The sequence below is a fragment of the Rhizobacter sp. P5_C2 genome (assembly GCF_054049715.1).
In genome coordinates this window covers 1-17,852 of record NZ_JBFULV010000123.1, presented here as the reverse complement: position 1 = coordinate 17,852, position 17,852 = coordinate 1, and the positions used below count along the sequence as shown (strand labels likewise).

General features: G+C 69.0%; 18 protein-coding genes. 14 read left to right on the top strand and 4 right to left on the bottom strand.

The window, feature by feature from the left end; genetic code table 11:
* Positions 1 to 381 precede the first annotated feature (381 nt).
* The 10 genes from ACXJLU_RS28940 to queC all read left to right on the top strand — a co-directional run bounded on the left by ACXJLU_RS28940 (position 382) and on the right by queC (position 10,233).
* Positions 382 to 1,197 (top strand): phosphate/phosphite/phosphonate ABC transporter substrate-binding protein, encoded by an 816-nt coding sequence (locus tag ACXJLU_RS28940; RefSeq protein WP_457336961.1) that lies wholly within the window; start codon positions 382 to 384, stop codon positions 1,195 to 1,197.
* Between the two features lie 108 nt (positions 1,198 to 1,305).
* A complete protein-coding gene (locus tag ACXJLU_RS28935; RefSeq protein WP_073462458.1) occupies positions 1,306 to 1,518 on the top strand; it encodes a hypothetical protein in 213 nt (70 codons plus the stop codon).
* A gap of 9 nt (positions 1,519 to 1,527) precedes the next feature.
* On the top strand, positions 1,528 to 2,523 hold the full coding sequence (locus ACXJLU_RS28930) for an AEC family transporter (protein WP_457336958.1): 996 nt from the start codon (positions 1,528 to 1,530) through the stop codon (positions 2,521 to 2,523).
* A gap of 85 nt (positions 2,524 to 2,608) precedes the next feature.
* On the top strand, positions 2,609 to 4,216 hold the full coding sequence (locus tag ACXJLU_RS28925; RefSeq protein ID WP_457336956.1) for an ABC transporter substrate-binding protein: 1,608 nt from the start codon (positions 2,609 to 2,611) through the stop codon (positions 4,214 to 4,216).
* A gap of 74 nt (positions 4,217 to 4,290) precedes the next feature.
* A complete protein-coding gene (locus tag ACXJLU_RS28920; RefSeq protein ID WP_073462461.1) occupies positions 4,291 to 5,298 on the top strand; it encodes an ABC transporter permease subunit in 1,008 nt (335 codons plus the stop codon).
* Positions 5,298 to 6,206 carry an ABC transporter permease subunit gene (locus tag ACXJLU_RS28915; protein ID WP_457336954.1) on the top strand — a complete coding sequence of 303 codons (909 nt, stop codon included), beginning with the start codon at positions 5,298 to 5,300 and terminating at the stop codon, positions 6,204 to 6,206. The genes ACXJLU_RS28920 and ACXJLU_RS28915 overlap by 1 nt, the downstream gene beginning before the upstream one ends.
* Positions 6,207 to 6,211: 5 nt before the next feature.
* Positions 6,212 to 7,180, top strand: a complete 969-nt coding sequence (locus ACXJLU_RS28910) for an ABC transporter ATP-binding protein (RefSeq protein WP_457336952.1) — start codon at positions 6,212 to 6,214, stop codon at positions 7,178 to 7,180.
* Entirely contained in the window at positions 7,177 to 8,163 is a 987-nt protein-coding gene (locus tag ACXJLU_RS28905) for a dipeptide ABC transporter ATP-binding protein (protein ID WP_457336950.1), read from the top strand. The genes ACXJLU_RS28910 and ACXJLU_RS28905 overlap by 4 nt, the downstream gene beginning before the upstream one ends.
* Before the next feature lie 22 nt (positions 8,164 to 8,185).
* Positions 8,186 to 9,499: a glutamate-5-semialdehyde dehydrogenase gene (locus ACXJLU_RS28900; RefSeq protein ID WP_457336962.1), complete on the top strand. Its 1,314-nt coding sequence runs from the start codon at positions 8,186 to 8,188 to the stop codon at positions 9,497 to 9,499.
* A complete protein-coding gene (gene queC, locus ACXJLU_RS28895; protein ID WP_457336948.1) occupies positions 9,496 to 10,233 on the top strand; it encodes a 7-cyano-7-deazaguanine synthase QueC in 738 nt (245 codons plus the stop codon). The genes ACXJLU_RS28900 and queC overlap by 4 nt, the downstream gene beginning before the upstream one ends.
* Here queC and ACXJLU_RS28890 read toward each other — a convergent pair.
* Complete coding sequence (locus ACXJLU_RS28890; protein WP_457336946.1) at positions 10,191 to 10,913, bottom strand: ArsR/SmtB family transcription factor; 723 nt, start codon at positions 10,911 to 10,913, stop codon at positions 10,191 to 10,193. The two genes, queC and ACXJLU_RS28890, sit on opposite strands and share 43 nt — an antisense overlap.
* Positions 10,914 to 10,933: 20 nt before the next feature.
* Positions 10,934 to 11,704 carry a sulfite exporter TauE/SafE family protein gene (locus tag ACXJLU_RS28885; protein ID WP_457336944.1) on the bottom strand — a complete coding sequence of 257 codons (771 nt, stop codon included), beginning with the start codon at positions 11,702 to 11,704 and terminating at the stop codon, positions 10,934 to 10,936.
* A 150-nt stretch (positions 11,705 to 11,854) separates the two neighbouring features.
* Here ACXJLU_RS28885 and ACXJLU_RS28880 point away from each other — a divergent pair, with 150 nt between their 5' ends.
* On the top strand, positions 11,855 to 13,903 hold the full coding sequence (locus ACXJLU_RS28880; RefSeq protein WP_457336942.1) for a bifunctional 2',3'-cyclic-nucleotide 2'-phosphodiesterase/3'-nucleotidase: 2,049 nt from the start codon (positions 11,855 to 11,857) through the stop codon (positions 13,901 to 13,903).
* The gene (locus ACXJLU_RS28875; RefSeq protein ID WP_457336940.1) at positions 13,900 to 14,700 is read left to right on the top strand and encodes an SEL1-like repeat protein; all 801 of its coding nucleotides are present in this window, start codon (positions 13,900 to 13,902) and stop codon (positions 14,698 to 14,700) included. Before ACXJLU_RS28880 ends, ACXJLU_RS28875 begins: the two co-directional genes overlap by 4 nt.
* A gap of 28 nt (positions 14,701 to 14,728) precedes the next feature.
* Here ACXJLU_RS28875 and ACXJLU_RS28870 read toward each other — a convergent pair whose 3' ends face one another.
* Together ACXJLU_RS28870 and ACXJLU_RS28865 are read right to left on the bottom strand one after the other, a co-directional pair.
* Entirely contained in the window at positions 14,729 to 14,890 is a 162-nt protein-coding gene (locus tag ACXJLU_RS28870) for a hypothetical protein (RefSeq protein ID WP_457336938.1), read from the bottom strand.
* A gap of 74 nt (positions 14,891 to 14,964) precedes the next feature.
* Positions 14,965 to 16,080, bottom strand: coding sequence for a helix-turn-helix domain-containing protein (locus ACXJLU_RS28865; protein ID WP_457336936.1), 1,116 nt, complete (start codon positions 16,078 to 16,080; stop codon positions 14,965 to 14,967).
* Between the two features lie 196 nt (positions 16,081 to 16,276).
* Here ACXJLU_RS28865 and ACXJLU_RS28860 point away from each other — a divergent pair, with 196 nt between their 5' ends.
* Positions 16,277 to 16,870, top strand: coding sequence for a LemA family protein (locus ACXJLU_RS28860; protein WP_457336934.1), 594 nt, complete (start codon positions 16,277 to 16,279; stop codon positions 16,868 to 16,870).
* Between the two features lie 13 nt (positions 16,871 to 16,883).
* On the top strand, positions 16,884 to 17,852 hold a 969-nt coding region (locus tag ACXJLU_RS28855; RefSeq protein WP_457336932.1), incomplete at its 3' end, for a M48 family metalloprotease.

Genomic DNA, 17,852 nt, shown 5'->3' with positions numbered 1-17,852 from the left:
GGGTGCGGCCGCGAAGACCGCCGCCGCCGCGCCGGCCGCCGAGGCCAAGGCGCCCGCCGCCGCCGCGAAAGCCCCCGCGAAGAAGGCCGTTCGCAAGGTGAGCAAGAAAGCGGCCGACGACGGGGCTTGAACCGCGGCGGCCTGAACGTTACTCGTAGGTATTCATTCGTTCTCTTGTCACGACATTTGTCACGTCGAGTCTCTCGTAGCGGCATGTTGTGACTCCTGTGTAGTGCGACACTGCGTGCACTACAAGTGCGCACACACTCGGTGCGGTTACCGATCGTCACAACCAGACGGCCGGTCGGCACCGGGGTGATGCGGCGGCGCGGCCCTGTCGTGGGAGGCCGCAAGCGTCCAACACAGGAACAGGGATTGCGAATGAAACTGCGTGACTTCCGTTGGCTGGCCGCCGTGGCGCTGCTCGCCAGCGCGCCGTGGGCCCAGGCCCTGGTCTTTGCGGTCAACGAGGGCGTGACCTACCGCGTCCCGGCCGAAGAGATCCGGGCCAAGTACGCCGCGATCGCGGCCGACCTGAGCAAGATCCTGAAGCAGCCGGTCAGCATCGAGCCGATCGGCGACTACCCGTCGCTCAAGCGCGGGCTGGCCGAGAAGACCTACGACCTGGCGATGGTGCACCCGGCGCACATCTCGATCGCGGCGATCAAGAACCCGGGCTACAAGCTGGTCGCGGTGACCAAGGGCTTCCTCGAGTACCGCGCGAGCTTCCTGGTGAAGTCCGATTCGCCGATCGCCACGCTGGCCGACCTGAAGGGCCGCAAGCTGGGCGCGCCGGACGAGGACTCGATCACCGCGTGGATGGTGCGTGCGACGCTGCGCGATGCGATCGGCGACCCCAAGCTGGTGGCCACCACCTACACCCGCTACCAGGACGCGGTGCCGTTCTTCGTCGAGAACAACCTGACGCAGGCCGGCGCGACGGCGTCGAACGCGGTCGTCAAGGACTGGCTGGCCAAGGGCGGCAAGGTGATGTTCAAGTCGAAGCCGGTGCCGATCAAGCACATCATCGCGAGCCCGAACCTGTCGGCCGAGCAGGTCGAGAAGGTGCGCGAGTACCTGCTCGGGCTGGACGGCACCGACGAGGGCCGCAAGAAGCTCGAACCCACCAAGTACCAGGGCTTCGTGCGCTACGACGACGCGGCGCTGATGGCGATCGGGACTTGGTTGGGGCTCTGAGCGCGCAGGCGAAGCCGGCCCGCGGGGGCTGCGGGTTCGTGCCGGTTGAACTGCAGCCCGGCGCAGCCTAATGTCAGAAGGCCGGTAACGTCTTCCGAGGAGCCCGCCATGCTGCGTGTTGTTCGTGCGTTCAGTGTCCTGCCCGTGTTGCTGCTGGGCGCCTGTGCCAGCGGCTTGCCGGGATCCACCCAGGAGGTCGACCAGCAGAAGGTGGCCTCGATCGATCGCGCCGCCCTCGGCCGGGGCGTCAAGGTCTACTGGGTGAGCATGCCCACCAAGCGGGTCGCGCCCGCGCCCGCCGCCGCGGCAACACCCGGATGACCCGAGGGCTTGATCGATACTGGCGCGATGTCGTCGCCGGTGTTCTTCAAGCTCCTCGCCATCTTCCTCGTCGTCGCCCTCGGCTACCTGGCCGGCCGCCTGCGCTGGCTGGGCGACAACGACCCTGCCCGGGTGCTGGGCAACGCCGCGTTCTACCTGTTCGTGCCGGCGCTGCTGTTTCGCACCACCTCGCGGCTCGACCTCGTCGGCATGCCGTGGGGCACGCTGCTCGCGTTCTTCGTGCCGGTGCTGGTGCTGCTGCTCGGCGTCTACGCTTGGCAGCGGCCGCTCGTGCGGCCCGGCGGGCTGGTGGCGGCCGCGCCCAGCGTGCGGGCGATCTCGGCCAGCTTCGGCAACACGGTGCAGGTCGGCATCCCGCTCGCCACGGCGCTGTTCGGCGAGGCCGGGCTGTCCATCCACGTCGCGATCGTCAGCCTGCATGCGCTGACGCTGTTGACGGTGCTGACCGCGCTGGTCGAACTCGACCTGGCGCGCGAACGCGTCCGGCTGGGGCATTCGAGCGCCCACCTGGGGCGCACGCTCGCGAAGACCGCGCGCAACACCATCATCCATCCGGTGACGCTGCCGGTGCTCGCCGGGCTGGCCTGGAACCTGTCGGGCCTGGCGATGCCGGCGGTGCTCGACGAGGTGCTGATCCAGCTCGGCCTGCCGGTCGTGCCGCTGTGCCTGGTGCTGATTGGCATGTCCCTTGCGTACTACGGGATCCAGGGCGCCGTGCGCGGCGCCGTGGTGATCTCGGTGCTCAAGCTGCTGGTGCTGCCGGCCCTGGTGCTGGTCGTCGGCCACTGGGGCTTTGCGCTCTCGGGGCTGCCGCTGGCCGTGGTGGTGATGGCGGCGGCGCTGCCGATCGGCAGCAATGCGCTGATCTTCGCGCAGCGCTACACGGCGCTCGAAGCCGAGGCCACCGCGGCGATCGTGCTGTCGACCTGCGGCTACATGCTGACGGCACCGCTGTGGCTGTGGTTGCCCGGTCTGCTGGCCTAGGCCAGCGCGCTATCATCCGCCGCGCTGCCCACGAGGCGGCGCTTTTCCTTCAGACGTTGGACAACCCTTCTCAGGACCCACCCCCATGAAACTTCGCGGCTTCCCCCTCCGGGCCCTTGTGGCCACCTGCCTGCTGGCCTGCGCGGGCGCATCGTTCGCGGCCAAGACGCTGGTCTACTGCTCCGAGGGCAGCCCGGAAGGCTTCAACCCGCAGTACTACACCACCGGCACCACCTTCGACGCGGTGTCGGTGCCGATGTTCAACCGCCTGGTCGAGTTCGACACCGGCACCACCAACATCATCCCGGGCCTGGCCGAAAGCTGGACCGCCGCGGCCGACGGCCTGAGCTACACCTTCAAGCTGCGCAAGGGCGTCAAGTTCCACAGCACCGCCAAGTTCACGCCCTCGCGCGACTTCAACGCCGACGACGTGCTGTTCTCGTACAACCGCATGGCCGACCCGAACCACCCGCTGGCCAAGACCCAGCCGGGCGCGACCTACGCGTACTTCGAGGACATGGGCATGAAGGACATCGTCGACCACGTCGAGAAGGTCGACGCGCTGACGGTCAAGTTCGTGCTGAAGAAGGCCGAGGCGCCGTTCATGGCCAACATGGCGATGGACTTCGCGTCGATCCTGTCGGCCGAGTACGGCGAGAAGATGAAGGCCGCCGGCACGCCCGAGGCGCTCGACCGCGAGCCGGTGGGCACCGGCCCGTTCCAGTTCGTCTCGTACCAGAAGGACGCGGTGATCCGCTACAAGGCCTTCGACGCCTACTGGGGCGGCCGCCCGAAGATCGACAACCTGGTGTTCGCGATCACCACCGACGCATCGGTGCGCTACGCCAAGCTGAAGACCGGCGAATGCCATGTGATGGCCTTCCCCAAGCCGGCCGACGTCGCGCTGATGAAGTCCGACCCGAACATCAACCTGGTGCAGCAGAACGGCCTGAACGTCGGCTACATCGCGTTCAACGTCGAGAAGAAGCCGTTCGACAACAAGCAGGTGCGCCAGGCGCTGAGCATGGCCGTCAACAAGAAGGCGATCCTCGACTCGGTGTTCCAGGGTGCCGGCCAGCCGGCCAAGAACCCGATCCCGCCGACGCTCTGGTCGTACAACGACAAGGTCACCGACTACGCCTATGACCCGGCCAAGGCCAAGGACCTGCTGGCGAAGGCGGGCTTTCCGAACGGCACCGAGGTCGAGCTGTGGTACCTGCCGGTGACCCGCCCGTACAACCCGGACGGCAAGCGCATGGCCGAGCTGATCCAGGCCGACTGGGAAAAGATCGGCGTGAAGACCAAGCTGATCACCTTCGAATGGGGCGAGTACCGCAAGCGCAGCAAGACCGGCGAGCAGCACGCGATGATGTTCGGCTGGTCCGGCGACAACGGCGACCCCGACAACTTCTTCGTACCGCTGCTGGGCTGCTCGGCCGTCAAGGGCGGCGGCAACGTCTCGCGTTGGTGCAACAAGGAGTTCGAGGACCTGGTGCAGAAGGCCAAGGCGGTGACGAAGCAGTCCGACCGCGCCGCGCTGTACTCGAAGGCCCAGGAGATCACCCACGAGGAAGCCCCGTGGATCCCGATCGCCCACTCGGTGCGCTTCGATCCGGTGCGCAAGGAAGTGATCGGCTACAAGATGGATGCGACCGCGCACCATTACTTCACCAAAGTGGATCTCGCCAAATAAGCGGGTCCTCCTTGTCCTGAAGCACAGGCTGGATGGAGGTTCTTCACCTCCGTCCGGCCTGAACGCATTCCTCCATGTTCACCTTCCTCGCCAAACGCCTCTCGCTGGTGCTGCCGACCTTCATCGGCATCACGCTGCTGGTGTTCTCGCTGATCCGCCTGCTGCCGGGCGACCCGGTCGAAGCCATGTCCGGCGAACGCGGCATGACGCCCGAGCGCTACCAGCGCCTGGTGCATGAGTTCGGCCTCGACCGCCCGTTGTGGCAGCAGTACCTCGACTACGTCTGGCGGGCGCTGCACGGCGACCTCGGCCTGTCGACCATCACGCACGAGCCGGTCTTCCGCGAATTCCTGACACTGTTCCCGGCCACCATCGAGCTGTCGATGGTCGCGCTGTTCCTCGCGCTCGCGATCGGCCTGCCGGCCGGCATCCTGGCCGCGATGAAGCGCAACACCGTCTACGACTACACCGTGATGGGCGCCTCGCTGACCGGCTACTCGATGCCGATCTTCTGGTGGGGCCTGCTGCTGATCCTGTTCTTCTCGGTCACGCTCGGCTGGACGCCGGTGTCGGGCCGCATCGCGATCCAGTTCGACATCCCGGCGGTCACCGGCTTCATGCTGATCGACTCGCTGCTGTCCGATGACGCCGGCGCGTTCCGCAGCGCGCTGTCGCACCTGATCCTGCCGGCGGTCGCGCTCGGCACCATCCCGCTGGCGGTGATCGCGCGCATGACGCGCTCGTCGATGCTCGAGGTGCTGCGCGAAGACTATGTGCGCACCGCGCGCGCCAAGGGCGCGTCGACCTGGCGCGTGGTCGGCATCCATGCGTTGCGCAATGCGCTGATCCCGGTCGTCACGACGATCGGGCTGCAGGTCGGCACGATGCTGGCCGGCGCGATCCTCACCGAGACGATCTTCTCGTGGCCGGGCATCGGCAAGTGGCTGGTCGAGGCCATCCACCGCCGCGACTACCCGGCGGTGCAGGGCGGCATCCTGATGTCGGCCACGGTGATCATCGCGGTCAACCTGGTGGTCGACCTGCTGTACGGCGTGATCAATCCCCGAATCAGGCACCACTGATGAGCCAAGCCAGCCTTCCGCAAGCCGCCCCGCCCGACACCGGCACACCGCCGACGCAGCTGGCCGAGCTGTGGCGCGATTTCCGCCGCAACCGCGGCGCGATCATCGGCCTGGCCGTCGTCGTCGCGCTGCTGCTGTGCGCGCTGCTGGCCGACGTGATCGCGCCCTATTCGCCGTCCGAGCAGTACCGCGACGCGACGCTGCACGCGCCGTCGTGGGAGCTGGTCAACGGCCACCGTTTCCTGCTCGGCACCGACCCGGTCGGGCGCGACGTGCTGTCGCGGCTGATCCACGGCACGCGGCTGTCGCTGCTGATCGGGCTGGTGTCGGTCGGGCTGTCGCTGAGCATCGGCGTCGTGCTGGGCCTGCTGGCCGGTTTCTTCCGCGGTGCGACCGAGTTCACCATCATGCGGCTGATGGACATCATGCTGGCGCTGCCCAGCCTGCTGCTGGCGGTCTCGGTGGTCGCGATCCTCGGCCCCGGGCTGATGAACGCGATGTACGCGATCGCGATCGTGATGCTGCCGCACTTCGTGCGCCTGACGCGCGCCGCGGTGATCGGCGAGCTCGGCAAGGACTATGTCGCCGCGTCGCGGCTGGCCGGTGCCGGCACGCTGCGGCTGATGTTCGACACCGTGCTGCCGAACTGCGCCGCGCCGCTGATCGTGCAGGCCACGCTCGGCTTCTCGACCGCGATCCTCGATGCGGCCGCGCTCGGCTTCCTCGGCCTGGGCGCGCAACCGCCGACGCCCGAATGGGGCTCGATGCTGGCCAGCGCACTGGAGTTCATCCAGAGCGCATGGTGGGTCGTCACGCTGCCGGGTCTCGCGATCCTGGTGTCGGTGCTGGCCTTCAACCTGATGGGCGACGGGCTGCGCGATGCGCTGGACCCGAAGCTGAAGAGATAAGACCGATGGCCTTGCTGGAAGTGGATCAACTGCGGGTCGAATTCGGCTCGGTCGCGTCGCCGTTCAAGGCGGTCGACGGCGTGAGCCTGCGCATCGACGCGGGCGAGGTGGTGGGCATCGTCGGCGAGTCGGGCTCGGGCAAGAGCGTGACCGCGCTTGCGCTGATGGGGCTGATCGACGAGCCCGGCCGGGTCTCGGCGCAGACGCTGCGCTTCGACGGCCACGACCTGCTGACGATGCCGCTGAAGCAGCGCCGGCAGATGCTGGGCCGCGACATCGCGATGATCTTCCAGGATCCGATGAGCAGCCTGAACCCGTGCTTCACGGTGGCCTACCAGCTGATGGAGACGCTGCGCATCCACGAAGGCGGCTCGAAGAAGGCGCTGCGGGCACGCGCGCTGCAGTTGCTGAAGGACGTCGAGATTCCCGATGCCGAGCGCCGGCTCGACGCCTATCCGCACCAGCTGTCGGGCGGCATGAGCCAGCGCGTGATGGTCGCGATGGCGATCGCCTGCAACCCGCGGCTGCTGATCGCCGACGAGCCGACCACCGCGCTCGACGTGACGATCCAGGCGCAGATGCTCGCGCTGCTGCTGCGCCTGCAGCGCGAACGCGGCATGGCGCTGATGCTGATCACGCACGACCTGGGCGTGGTGGCCGAGGTCGCGCAACGCGTGCAGGTGATGTACGCCGGCGAAGTGGTCGAGACGGCCGGCGTGCCGCGCATCTTCGAGGCCCCGCGCCACCCGTACACCGCGGCGCTGCTGTCGGCGCTGCCGGAGCACAACATCGGCCAGCGCCGGCTCAGCTCGATGCCCGGCGTGGTGCCGGGCGCCTACGACCGGCCGAGCGGTTGCCTGCTGTCGCCGCGCTGCCCGCGCGTGCAGGACCGGTGCCGCGCCGAGCGGCCAGACCTGTACGGGCCCGAAGGCTCGCAAGCGCGTTGCTTCTTCCCGTTGACGGAGGCCGCATGAGCGCTGAACGCGATGAGACCGTGCTGGTCGCCAACGACCTGGCCAGGCACTACCCGGTCTCGCAGGGCTTCCTGAAGCCGAAGGCACTCGCGCGCGCGCTCGACGGCGTGTCGTTCGAGGTGAAGGCCGGCCGCACGCTGGCCGTCGTCGGCGAATCCGGCTGCGGCAAGAGCACGCTCGCACGCCAGATCACGATGATCGAGACGCCGACCAGCGGGCACCTGGTGCTCGGCGGCGTCGATGTCGCGACCGCCGATGCGGCGACGCGCAAGCGCCTGCGCCGCGAGGTGCAGATGGTGTTCCAGAACCCGTTCGCGAGCCTGAACCCGCGCAAGAAGATCGGCCATGCGCTCGAGGAGCCGCTGGCCATCAACACCACGCTGTCGGCCGCCGAACGCACCGAGCGGGCGCGCGCGATGATGGCGCGCGTCGGCCTGCGGCCGGAGTTCCACCAGCGCTACCCGCACATGTTCTCCGGCGGTCAGCGCCAGCGCGTCGCGATCGCGCGCGCGCTGATGCTGCAGCCGCGCATCGTCGTCGCCGACGAGCCGGTGTCGGCGCTCGACGTGTCGATCCAGGCGCAGGTGCTGAACCTGCTGATGGACCTGCAGGAAGAGACGCAGGTGGCCTACGTCTTCATCTCGCACAACCTGGCGGTGGTCGAGCTGATCGCCGACGAGGTGCTGGTGATGTACCTCGGCAAGGTGGTCGAGAAGGCGCCCAAGCGGCAGCTGTTCGCCACGCCGCGCCACCCGTACACGCGGGCCTTGCTGGCGAGCACGCCGCGCATCGATGCGGCCTCGCGCGCGCAGAAGACGGTGCTGGCCGGCGAGCTGCCGTCGCCGCTGAACCCGCCGAGCGGCTGCGCCTTCCACAAGCGCTGCCCGCATGCGATCGAGCGCTGCCGCGTCGAGGTGCCGCTGCTGGCCGAGGTGGCACCGATGCAGTGGGCGGCGTGCCATCGATCGGCCGAACTGGCCTGACAGGGCGATTCCCGCAACGCCCCTGGCCGGCACGGGGTTTGCGACAATCGCCCGCATGACCTCGAACGACCTCCAGGCTGCGATTGCCCACATGGGCGCAGCAGCACGTGCGGCCAGCAGCCGAATGGCTGCTGCCACCACCGCCGCGAAGAACGCCGCGCTGCTGGCGCTGGCGCGCCGGCTGCGCGAAGACGGCACCGCGCTGGCCCAGGCCAACCAGATCGACATCGACGCCGCGGTGTCCGCTGGCCTGGCCGCCCCGCTGGTCGACCGGCTGAAGCTCACGCCGAAAGTGCTGGCCACCGTCGCCGAAGGCTGCGAGCAGATCGCCGCGATGCCCGACCCGATCGGCGAGATCACCGGGCTGCGCCGCCGGCCGAGCGGCATCAGCGTCGGCCAGATGCGCGTGCCGCTGGGCGTGTTCGGCATGATCTACGAGAGCCGCCCGAACGTGACCATCGAAGCCGCGTCGCTCGCGATCAAGAGCAGCAACGCCTGCATCCTGCGCGGCGGCTCCGAGGCCATCCATTCGAACCTCGCGCTGTGGAAGCTGGTGCAGGCCTCGCTCGCCGAAGCCGGCCTGCCGCCCGACGCGGTGCAGCTGGTGCAGACCACCGACCGCGCCGCCGTCGGCCACCTGATCGCGTCGCCCGAAGCGGTCGACGTGATCATCCCGCGCGGCGGCAAGGGCCTGATCGAGCGCATCAGCCGCGAGGCGCGCGTGCCGGTCATCAAGCACCTCGACGGCAACTGCCACGTCTACGTCGATGCGCAGGCCGATCTGGAACTCGCGCTGCGCGTGACCGACAACGCGAAGACGCAGAAGTACAGCCCCTGCAATGCCGCCGAATCGCTGCTGGTGCACCGCGACATCGCGGCCGCCTTCCTGCCGCGCCTCGGGGCGCTGTGGGCGCCCAAGGGCGTCGAGATGCGCTGCGATGCCGCCGCGCTCGCGCTGCTGAAGCCGGTCACCGGGCTGACGCTGGTGCCCGCGACCGAGCAGGACTGGAACGAGGAGTACCTCGCCCCGGTCATCAGCGTGAAGCTGGTGGCCGACCTCGACGAGGCCATCGCGCACATCAACCGCCACGGCTCGCACCACACCGATGCGATCCTGACCGAGCACCACGGTCACGCGATGCGCTTTCTGCGCGAGGTCGATTCGGCCAGCGTGATGGTCAACGCCAGCACGCGCTTCGCCGATGGCTTCGAGTACGGGTTGGGCGCCGAGATCGGCATCAGCACCGACAAGTTCCACGCGCGCGGGCCGGTCGGCCTGGAAGGGCTCACGTCGATGAAATGGGTCGTGCTCGGCCAGGGGGAAGTGCGCACATGAGCGATCCGCGATCCGCCCTGGTGCTGTTTTCCGGCGGCCAGGATTCCACCGCCTGCCTCGCGTGGGCACTCGAAAGCTATGCCCACGTCGAGACCATCGGCTTCGACTACGGCCAGCGCCATGTCGTCGAGCTGGAATGCCGGCTGAACGTGCGCGCGCAGCTGCATGCGACGTTCCCGCGCTGGGCCGGCAAGCTCGGCGACGACCACCTGCTCGACCTGCAGCTGCTCGGCCAGATCTCCGACACCGCGCTGACCAAGTCGCGCGCGATCGAGATGAACGCGAGCGGCCTGCCGAACACCTTCGTGCCGGGCCGCAACCTGCTGTTCTTCACATTCGCCGCCGCGGTGGCCTACCGGCGCGGGCTCAGCGTGCTGGTAGGCGGCATGTGCGAGACCGACTTCTCAGGCTACCCCGATTGCCGCGACAACACGCTGAAGGCGCAGCAGGTCGCGCTGAGCCTCGGCATGGACACGCCGATGATGATCGAGACCCCGCTGATGTGGCTCGACAAGGCGCAGACCTGGGCGCTGACCGACGAACTGGGCGGCGACGCGCTGACCGACATCGTCGTCGAGCACACCCACACCTGCTACCTCGGCGAGCGCACTCTGCGGCACGAATGGGGCTATGGCTGCGGCCAGTGCCCGGCCTGCGCGCTGCGCGCGCGCGGCTACGGCGCGTGGCGTCGTCACGGCGCGATGCCGTTCGCCGACACCGAACAGGCCGGCTGACGCGAGAGCCACGGCGCGAGCGCGCGCCGGCCGTCCGGCGTCAGGGTCAACGCACGAGAACCTTCGACGCGGCGCAGCCAGCCGTGGTCGATCGCGTGGTTGAGCAGGCTGACGGCCAGGCCGCCGGCGAGGTGGTCACGGCGCTCCGACCAATCGAGGCACGCATAGGCGTAGCGCTTCGATCCGGCCGCCGGCAGCGTGACGCCCAGCGTCTGCAGCTCATGCCGGCCGACGTCGGTCAGCACGAACTGCCCGTCGCGCGGCGCCAGCGTGCCGCGGGCCAGCAGCCCGTCGAACAACGCGACGCCCAGCTCGCCGGCCAGGTGGCTGTAGCAGGTGCGCGCCGCCTTCAGTGGCTTGTAGGCGCCGTGGTTCCACTTGTCGGCGCTGCCGGCCCGCTCGGCCACCAGCGACAAGGCCTCCAGCGCATGGCCGATGTCGGCATCGGCGAGCCGGAAATAGCGGTGCCGGCCCTGCGTGCGCACGACGACCAGCTCGTTGTCGACCAGCTGCGTCAGGTGCGTGCTGGCGGTCTGCGCGGTGACCCCGGCGAGCTCGGCCAGCTCGCCGGCGGCGAGGTACTGGCCGCCCATCAGCGCGGCCAGCATGCGGGCGCGGGTCGGGTCGCCGATCATCGCGGCGATGCGGGCGAAGCGCGGTTCGGGGCTCGGGCTGCTCATCGTGGGATCCTCGCACGCGCTCAGGTCAGCACCGAGCGCAGCGCCAGATAAGCACCGAGCAGCCACAACCCGGCGAAGAACACGCGCTTGAAGGTCTCCGGCTGCACCGCGCGCCGCAGCCGCTGGCCCAGGCCCATGCCGAGCAGCGCCGGCAGCAGCGCGAGCAGCGAGCTGCCGGCGGCCTGCGCGTCGAGCGCCCCGCCATGGCGCAGGCTGATGGCCAGCGCGATCGTCGACACCAGGAACGAGATGCCGAGCGCACGCACCAGTTCGTCCTTGCCGAGGCCGAGCGCCTGCAGATACGGCACGGCCGGGATCACGAACACGCCGGTCGCCGCAGTGACGAGGCCGGTGGCCACGCCAACCGGCAGCGACAGCCACGGCTCCCACCGCGGCGGCACGTGCAGCCGCACCGACAGCAGGCCCAAACTCGCATACACCAGCAGCGACAGCCCGAGCGCAATGCCAGCCCAACCCGGTGCATGGCCGGCGCTCAGCCAGCCGGCGCCGAGCGCGACACCGGCGCACACGCCGATCAGCAGCGTCGCCAGCCGGCGCAACAACGCGCCGAAGCCCGGCCCGGCGATCTGCCACAGGTTGGTGACGAACGACGGCACCACCAGCAGCGCCGCCGCCTGCGCCGGCGGCATCACGACGCTCAGCAGGCCCATCGAGATGGTCGGCAGCCCGAGGCCGATCACGCCCTTCACGAAACCGGCAAGGGTGAAGACGAAGCCGGCGAAGGCCAGCAGGATCATCAGGTCGAGAGAAGTCAGGTCGACAGAGGTCATGGGAATTCCAGGAAGCGATGTCGGATCGTCGCGCCGACGGCCCGTCAATTGCTTCGGGCTGGATCGAAGTATCGGATTTCACAGACCTGCCACATGTCGTCGCGACACTCCCCGCTTCGCCCCAGGGCCGCCAGACAACGAGGAATTCAGATGAAGTTGAATCGAGGGATCGCTTGGAGCCTGGGTGCCATCGCCGTAGGCGTCGGCCTGCTGGCCTGTGGCGGCAGCGACGACGACGCGCCGCCGGCGAGCACGCCGACCGTGGCAGCCGGCACCACCGCGCAGCTCGCGCTGCTGGAGACCACCGACCTGCACACCAATGTGCGCAGCTACGACTACTTCAAGCTCGCCGCCGACAGCACGCTCGGCTTCGAGCGCACCTCGACGCTGATCAAGGCCGCGCGCGCCGAGTTCGCGAACACGCTGCTGGTGGACAACGGCGACACCATCCAGGGCACCGCGCTGTCGGACTACCAGGCGCTGGTGACCCCGGTGGCCTGCACCGGCACGCTCGCGATCTACAAGGCGATGAACGCCGCCGGCTATGACGTGGGCGGCATCGGCAACCACGAGTTCAACTACGGCCTGCCCTACCTCGCGCAGGTCACCGGCAACGCCTTCGACGTCGACGGCATGCCGGCCGTCGGCGCGCAACCCAAGTGCGCCGGCCCGGCCTTCCCGCAGGTGCTGGCCAACGTCTACAGCGTCAAGAGCAAGCAGCCGCTGTTCACGCCCTACACCATCGTCACGAAGACGCTGAAGGCCAAGGACCCGGCCGGCAACGACATCAGCGTGCCGGTCAAGGTGGGCTTCATCGGCTTCGCGCCGCCGACCATCCTGGCCTGGGACAAGCGCTGGCTGGACGGCAAGGTCTACACCGAGGGCGTGAAGGAAACCGCCGAAAAATTCGTCCCTGAGATGCGTGCGAAGGGCGCCGAGCTGATCGTCGTGATCTCGCACGGCGGACTCGACGCCGGCGCCTACTCGCCGACGATGGAGAACGGCAGCTGGCACCTGTCGAAGGTGGCCGGCGTCGATGCGATGCTGATCGGCCACTCGCACCAGATCTTCCCGGACGCGGCGAGCACCGTCGGCCAGTTCAACCAGACCGGCGTCGACAAGGCCAAGGGCACCGTCAACGGCGTGCCGACCGTGATGGCCAACTTCTGGGGCAAGCACCTGGGCGTGATCGGCCTGTCGCTGAAGCACGACGGCAGCAAGTGGAGCGTCGACACGACGAAGACCACGGTGCAGGCGCGCTCGACGCAGAACGCCGACAAGACCTATGTCGCGGTCGACGCGACGGTGGCGCCGCTGATCGAGGCGGAGCACCAGGCGACCATCACCTACGTGAAGACGCCGGTCGGCACGACCGACTTCCGCATGACGAGCTACTTCGCCGACGTGGGCGAGCCGGGTGCGATCGAGATCGTCAACCAGGCGCAGGCGGACTACGTCTCGGCCTACATCCAGGCCAACCGGCCGGAGTTCAAGACGCTGCCGGTGCTGTCGGTCAGCGCGCCGTTCAAGTCCGGCTTCGCCGGTGGCGCCGACTTCACCGACGTGGCCGCCGGCCCGCTCGCGATCAACAACGCGGCCGACCTGTACCTGTACCCGAACACGATCTACGCGGTGAAGGTGAACGGGGCCGACATCAAGGGCTGGCTGGAGACCGCGGCGAAGCGCTTCAACACGATCAACCCGGCGCTGACCACGGCGCAGGAGCTGGTCAGCAGCTACCCGGGCTACAACTTCGACATGTTCACGTCGGCCGACATGCAGTACGAGATCGACGTGACGCAGCCGGTCGGCAGCCGCATCAAGAACCTGACGTACAAGGGCACGGCCATCGACGCGGCGGCGGAGTTCATCGTCGCGACCAACAACTACCGTGCGAGCGGCGGCGGCAGCTTCCCCGGCCTGGACGGCAGCAAGACGATCTACGCGTCGCCCGATGCGAACCGCGATGCGCTGATCGCCTACATCAAGACCGCGAAGAACCTGACCCGCGCGAGCAACGGTTCGCACCGCAGCTGGCACTTCACGAAGGTGACGACGGCCGGGCCGGTGACCTTCAAGTCGGCTGTCGGCCAGCTGACGCTGGCGCAGGCCGCGGGCCTGACCGGCATCACGCTGCAGTTGGCCGATGACGGCAGCGGCAAGAGCCTGTCGGTCTACGCGATCGACCTGGCGCAGTGACCAGCGACGTGGCCCCCGACCTGACGACGTCCGTGGCGCCAATGGCGCTGCCGGCCGACCGCACCTTCTTCTGGGCACTGGTCGCGCTGGCAGCCGCCACCGCGGCACTGGCGGTGGGCCTGCACCTGCGCAATGGCGCGGGCGACCGCGAAGCGCTGGCCGCGGTGTCGACCGAGCAACTCGCGGTGCGTGCCGGTGCCGGCCGCGATGCGCAGGCGCTGCAGCAGCTGCGCTACCGCGCGCAAGGCGGCGCGGCGCAGGCGCAGCAGGCGCTCGGCAGCGTGCTGGCGTCGACCGAAGGCGCGGACCGGGCCGAGGCGCTGCAGTGGCTGCTGGCGGCCCAGCAGCAGGGCGATGCCCAGGCTTCGTACCTGCTCGGCCGGCTGCGCCTGCAATCGGGCGCGCAGCACGACGAGGCGCAGGCGGCGCGCGATTTCGAGCGTGCCGCCGCGGCCGGCCATGCCGGCGCGGCCTTGCAGCGCGGGCTGATGGCCCGCCGCGCGCAGGAGCCGGCGGCAGCGGCGCGCTGGCTGGCGCAGGCCGCGCAAGCGCACGACCCGCAGGCGCTGTTCCTGCTTGCCAACGCCGCGCGCGAAGGCAACGGCGTGCCGCGCGACGAGGCGCGCGCGCTGGCGCTGTACCGCGAAGCGGCCGCACTGGAATACCCGCCGGCCCACCAGGCGCTCGCGATGGCCTACGAGCGCGGCGAGCTGGGCCTGCCGCGCGACGGCGACCAGGCGCGCGAGGCGCTGGCCGAGGTGGCGCATTCGCTGAAGCATCCGCCGGTGGAGCGGTGATCGGCCCCTGTCGGACTCGCGAAGGGGCTCAGCCGAGAAGGAGTCGGGTGCGGCGCGCGCTCATCCAACGCTCGGTGTAGTTGTCGCGCAGCGCCGACGCCAGGCGCCCTTTCAAATGCGCGTTCATCGCCTCCAGCGACACCACGCGATCCAGCCACCCGCATCCATGGGCATGACGGATGGCGGCCATGTCGGGGCTTTGGCGATGATGACGTTCGTGTCGACGAGCACGCGCTGCTTCGGCCGGAAGTCCATCGCGGGACCTCACAGGTCGAAGGGCGCCGGCAGTGCATGCTCCGCGAACAGGCTGCGGAGGTCGTCCAGAGAGGTCTCGAGCAGGGTCGCTGCCCGGCGTGCCGACAGGTGTCCCTCGTCGATGCCCCAGCCGATGACCTCGACGAAGGATCGGCTGTAGCGCTTGGGCAGTTGCGTCGAAGACGTGTCAGCGCCGGCCCGCACCAGCTCATCGGCCAGTCCTTCGGCGACCGTGCGCTTGAGCATGCCTGCGTTCACCAGCCGCCACTTGACCGCGGCACCGCTGACACCGAACCTGACGGCGGCGGCCCTGAGCCACGCACAAAGTGCAGAAGATTCCGACGGCATCGGGCTGGCCTCGACCCACGCATGGATCATGGTGGACGGCATCAGCAGGCCGGCAGCGAAGTTCTCCGCCAGTTGCTCGACGCGCTTTTCTTCGCGGCTCCCCAGGTGATCCGATTCGACATGACGAGGCGGCATCGCGTGCCAGGTCAACAAGTGGAACAGTTCGTGCGCCAGGTCGAAGGCGCGGCGCGCGGCAGGTTCGCGGCGGTTGATCAGGATGGCGTTCAACTGATCGAGCTGGCAGGCCGCACCCGACACGCCTCGAACCGTGTCGACATGCAGAACCACGGTGTCGAGTTCGGCTTGCAGAGCGTCGGCCAGGCCGGCCGCAGGCACGTCGCCCAGTTGCAGCGCCGCCCCGATCGCCTCACCTTCCGCCACGGCCGCCTCGAAGGAGGATCTCGGGGTCAGCGCCACGCGCCTGAGCGACGAGTGGATGCGATCCCCGCGAAGGCGTGCCAGGTGCCTGAAGGCGGCGATCCACCGGCCCGCCTTTCGTTCGAACTGCTCCAGCTCCTGCGGATCGGCGTTCGCCTGCCTCCAGGAGAACTGCCCTTCGCCAGCCAGTTCAAACGGGTCGGTGAAGTAGTCGATGGCGACCCCGAAGACCTTCGCGGCGCGGAGCATCTCGTCCGAACTCAGCTTGCGCTCTCCCAGTTCGATCTGGGAGAGCGTCTGGCGGTCCTTGAAGCCCAGGCTTTGCGCCAACGCCTCCTGGGTGATGTTGTGGCGTTCGCGCAGGGCCTGAAGGCGAAAGCGGATCGCGGTGTTGTCCATGGATCGTGGTGGAACGAGATCGGAAAGGCCGCAGAATTTATCTTGCACGTCTTTTGATTGCAAGATATTTATTGCAAACCTTGATTTCGCAAGGTTTTCTGCCGTGCAATTCGCACGACATGTGCGTCAAACCGACTGCCGTTGCTCACGCCCTCTGTCGTAGAGTGCGCACGCATCAACTGCGCCGAACGCCTTCATGAGCACCCCCCAAATCGTCGCCTGGATCCTTCTTGCCGTGCTGGTCTTCTGGGCCGTCGGCGCCTACAACCGGCTGGTGCGCCTGCGCAACGTGATCGGCAATGCCTTCGCGCAGATCGACGTGCAGCTCAAGCGCCGCTACGACCTGATCCCGAACCTGGTCGAGGTCGCCCGCAAGTACGTGACCCATGAGCGCGAGACGCTGGAAGCCGTGACCGCCGCGCGCAACCAGGCCAAGGCCGCGGCCGACCTGGCACGCTCACGCCCGGGTGYCGCCGGGCCGGTCACCAGCCTCGCGATGGCCGAAGGCGTGCTCGGCACCGCCATGGGCCGGCTGATGGCGCTGGTCGAGGCCTACCCGGAGCTGAAGGCCGACCAGAGCCTGCGCGAACTCTCCGAGGAGCTGACCAGCACCGAGAACAAGGTCGCGTTCTCGCGCCAGCTGTTCAACGACGCGGCCTTCGACTACAACGTCGCCGCGCAGCAGTTCCCGACCCGCCTGCTGGCCGCGCTGTTCGGCTTCCGCGAAGCCGCGATGCTGCAGTCCACCACCAGCGAGGCCGAACGCACCGCGGTGCGCGTGCAGCTGTAGTCCGCACGCCCCCGTGCGCTTTCGCGACCAGCAGCACGAGACCCGCCAGGCCACGCTGCGGCTGCTGGCGCTGTTCGCGCTGCTGCTGATCGCGCTGGTGCTGGTGGTCAACGCGGCGCTGTTCGCGCTGTGGTGGGGCGGCACGGCGCTGCTGCTGCGCGGCACCGGCTTCCTCGGCCTGCCGCCGCTCTTCTTCGAGACCAACACCGCGATCGTGCTGCTGTTCGTGCTCGGCGGCTGCTGGGTCGAGACGGCGCGGCTGCGCAGCGGCGGTGGCGCCCACGTGGCCGAGTGGGCCGGCGGGCGCGAGCTGCTGGACGCACGTGACGTCACCGAGCGCCGGCTGCTGAACATCGTCGACGAGATGGCGCTCGCGTCGGGCCTGCCGCGCCCGCGTGTCTACCTGCTGGAGCACGAGCACGCGATCAACGCCTTCGCGGCCGGCTGGTCGGCCGAGGAATCGGTGGTCGCGGTGACGCGCGGCGCATTGCAACGACTGAACCGCGACGAGCTGCAGGGCCTGGTCGCGCACGAGTTCGGCCACATTCACAACGGCGACCTGCGCCTGCACATGGTGCTGCTCGCGCTGGTGTGGGGCCTGTCGCTGGTGCACGGCTACGGCCACCGGCTCTTCGACACCGACGAAGACGGCAACCACAGCTTCCCGGGCGTGCTGATCGGCCCGGTCTTCATCGCCGCCGGCAGCCTGGGCTGGGCCGCCGGCCGGGTGCTGCAGGCCGCCGTGTCGCGGCAGCGCGAGCTGCTGGCCGATGCCGGCGCGGTGCAGTTCACCCGCAGCCGCGACGGGCTGGGCGGCACGCTGCGCAAGATCTGGCACCAGGTCGACGAGCACGAAGCCACGCTGCACCGCGTGCCCTCGCGCCTGATGGCCGGCCAGCTGATGCAGGCGCCGGCGGGCTGGCTGTCGACGCACCCGCCGCTGCCCGAGCGGGTGCGCCGCGTCTACGGCCGCACGATGGGC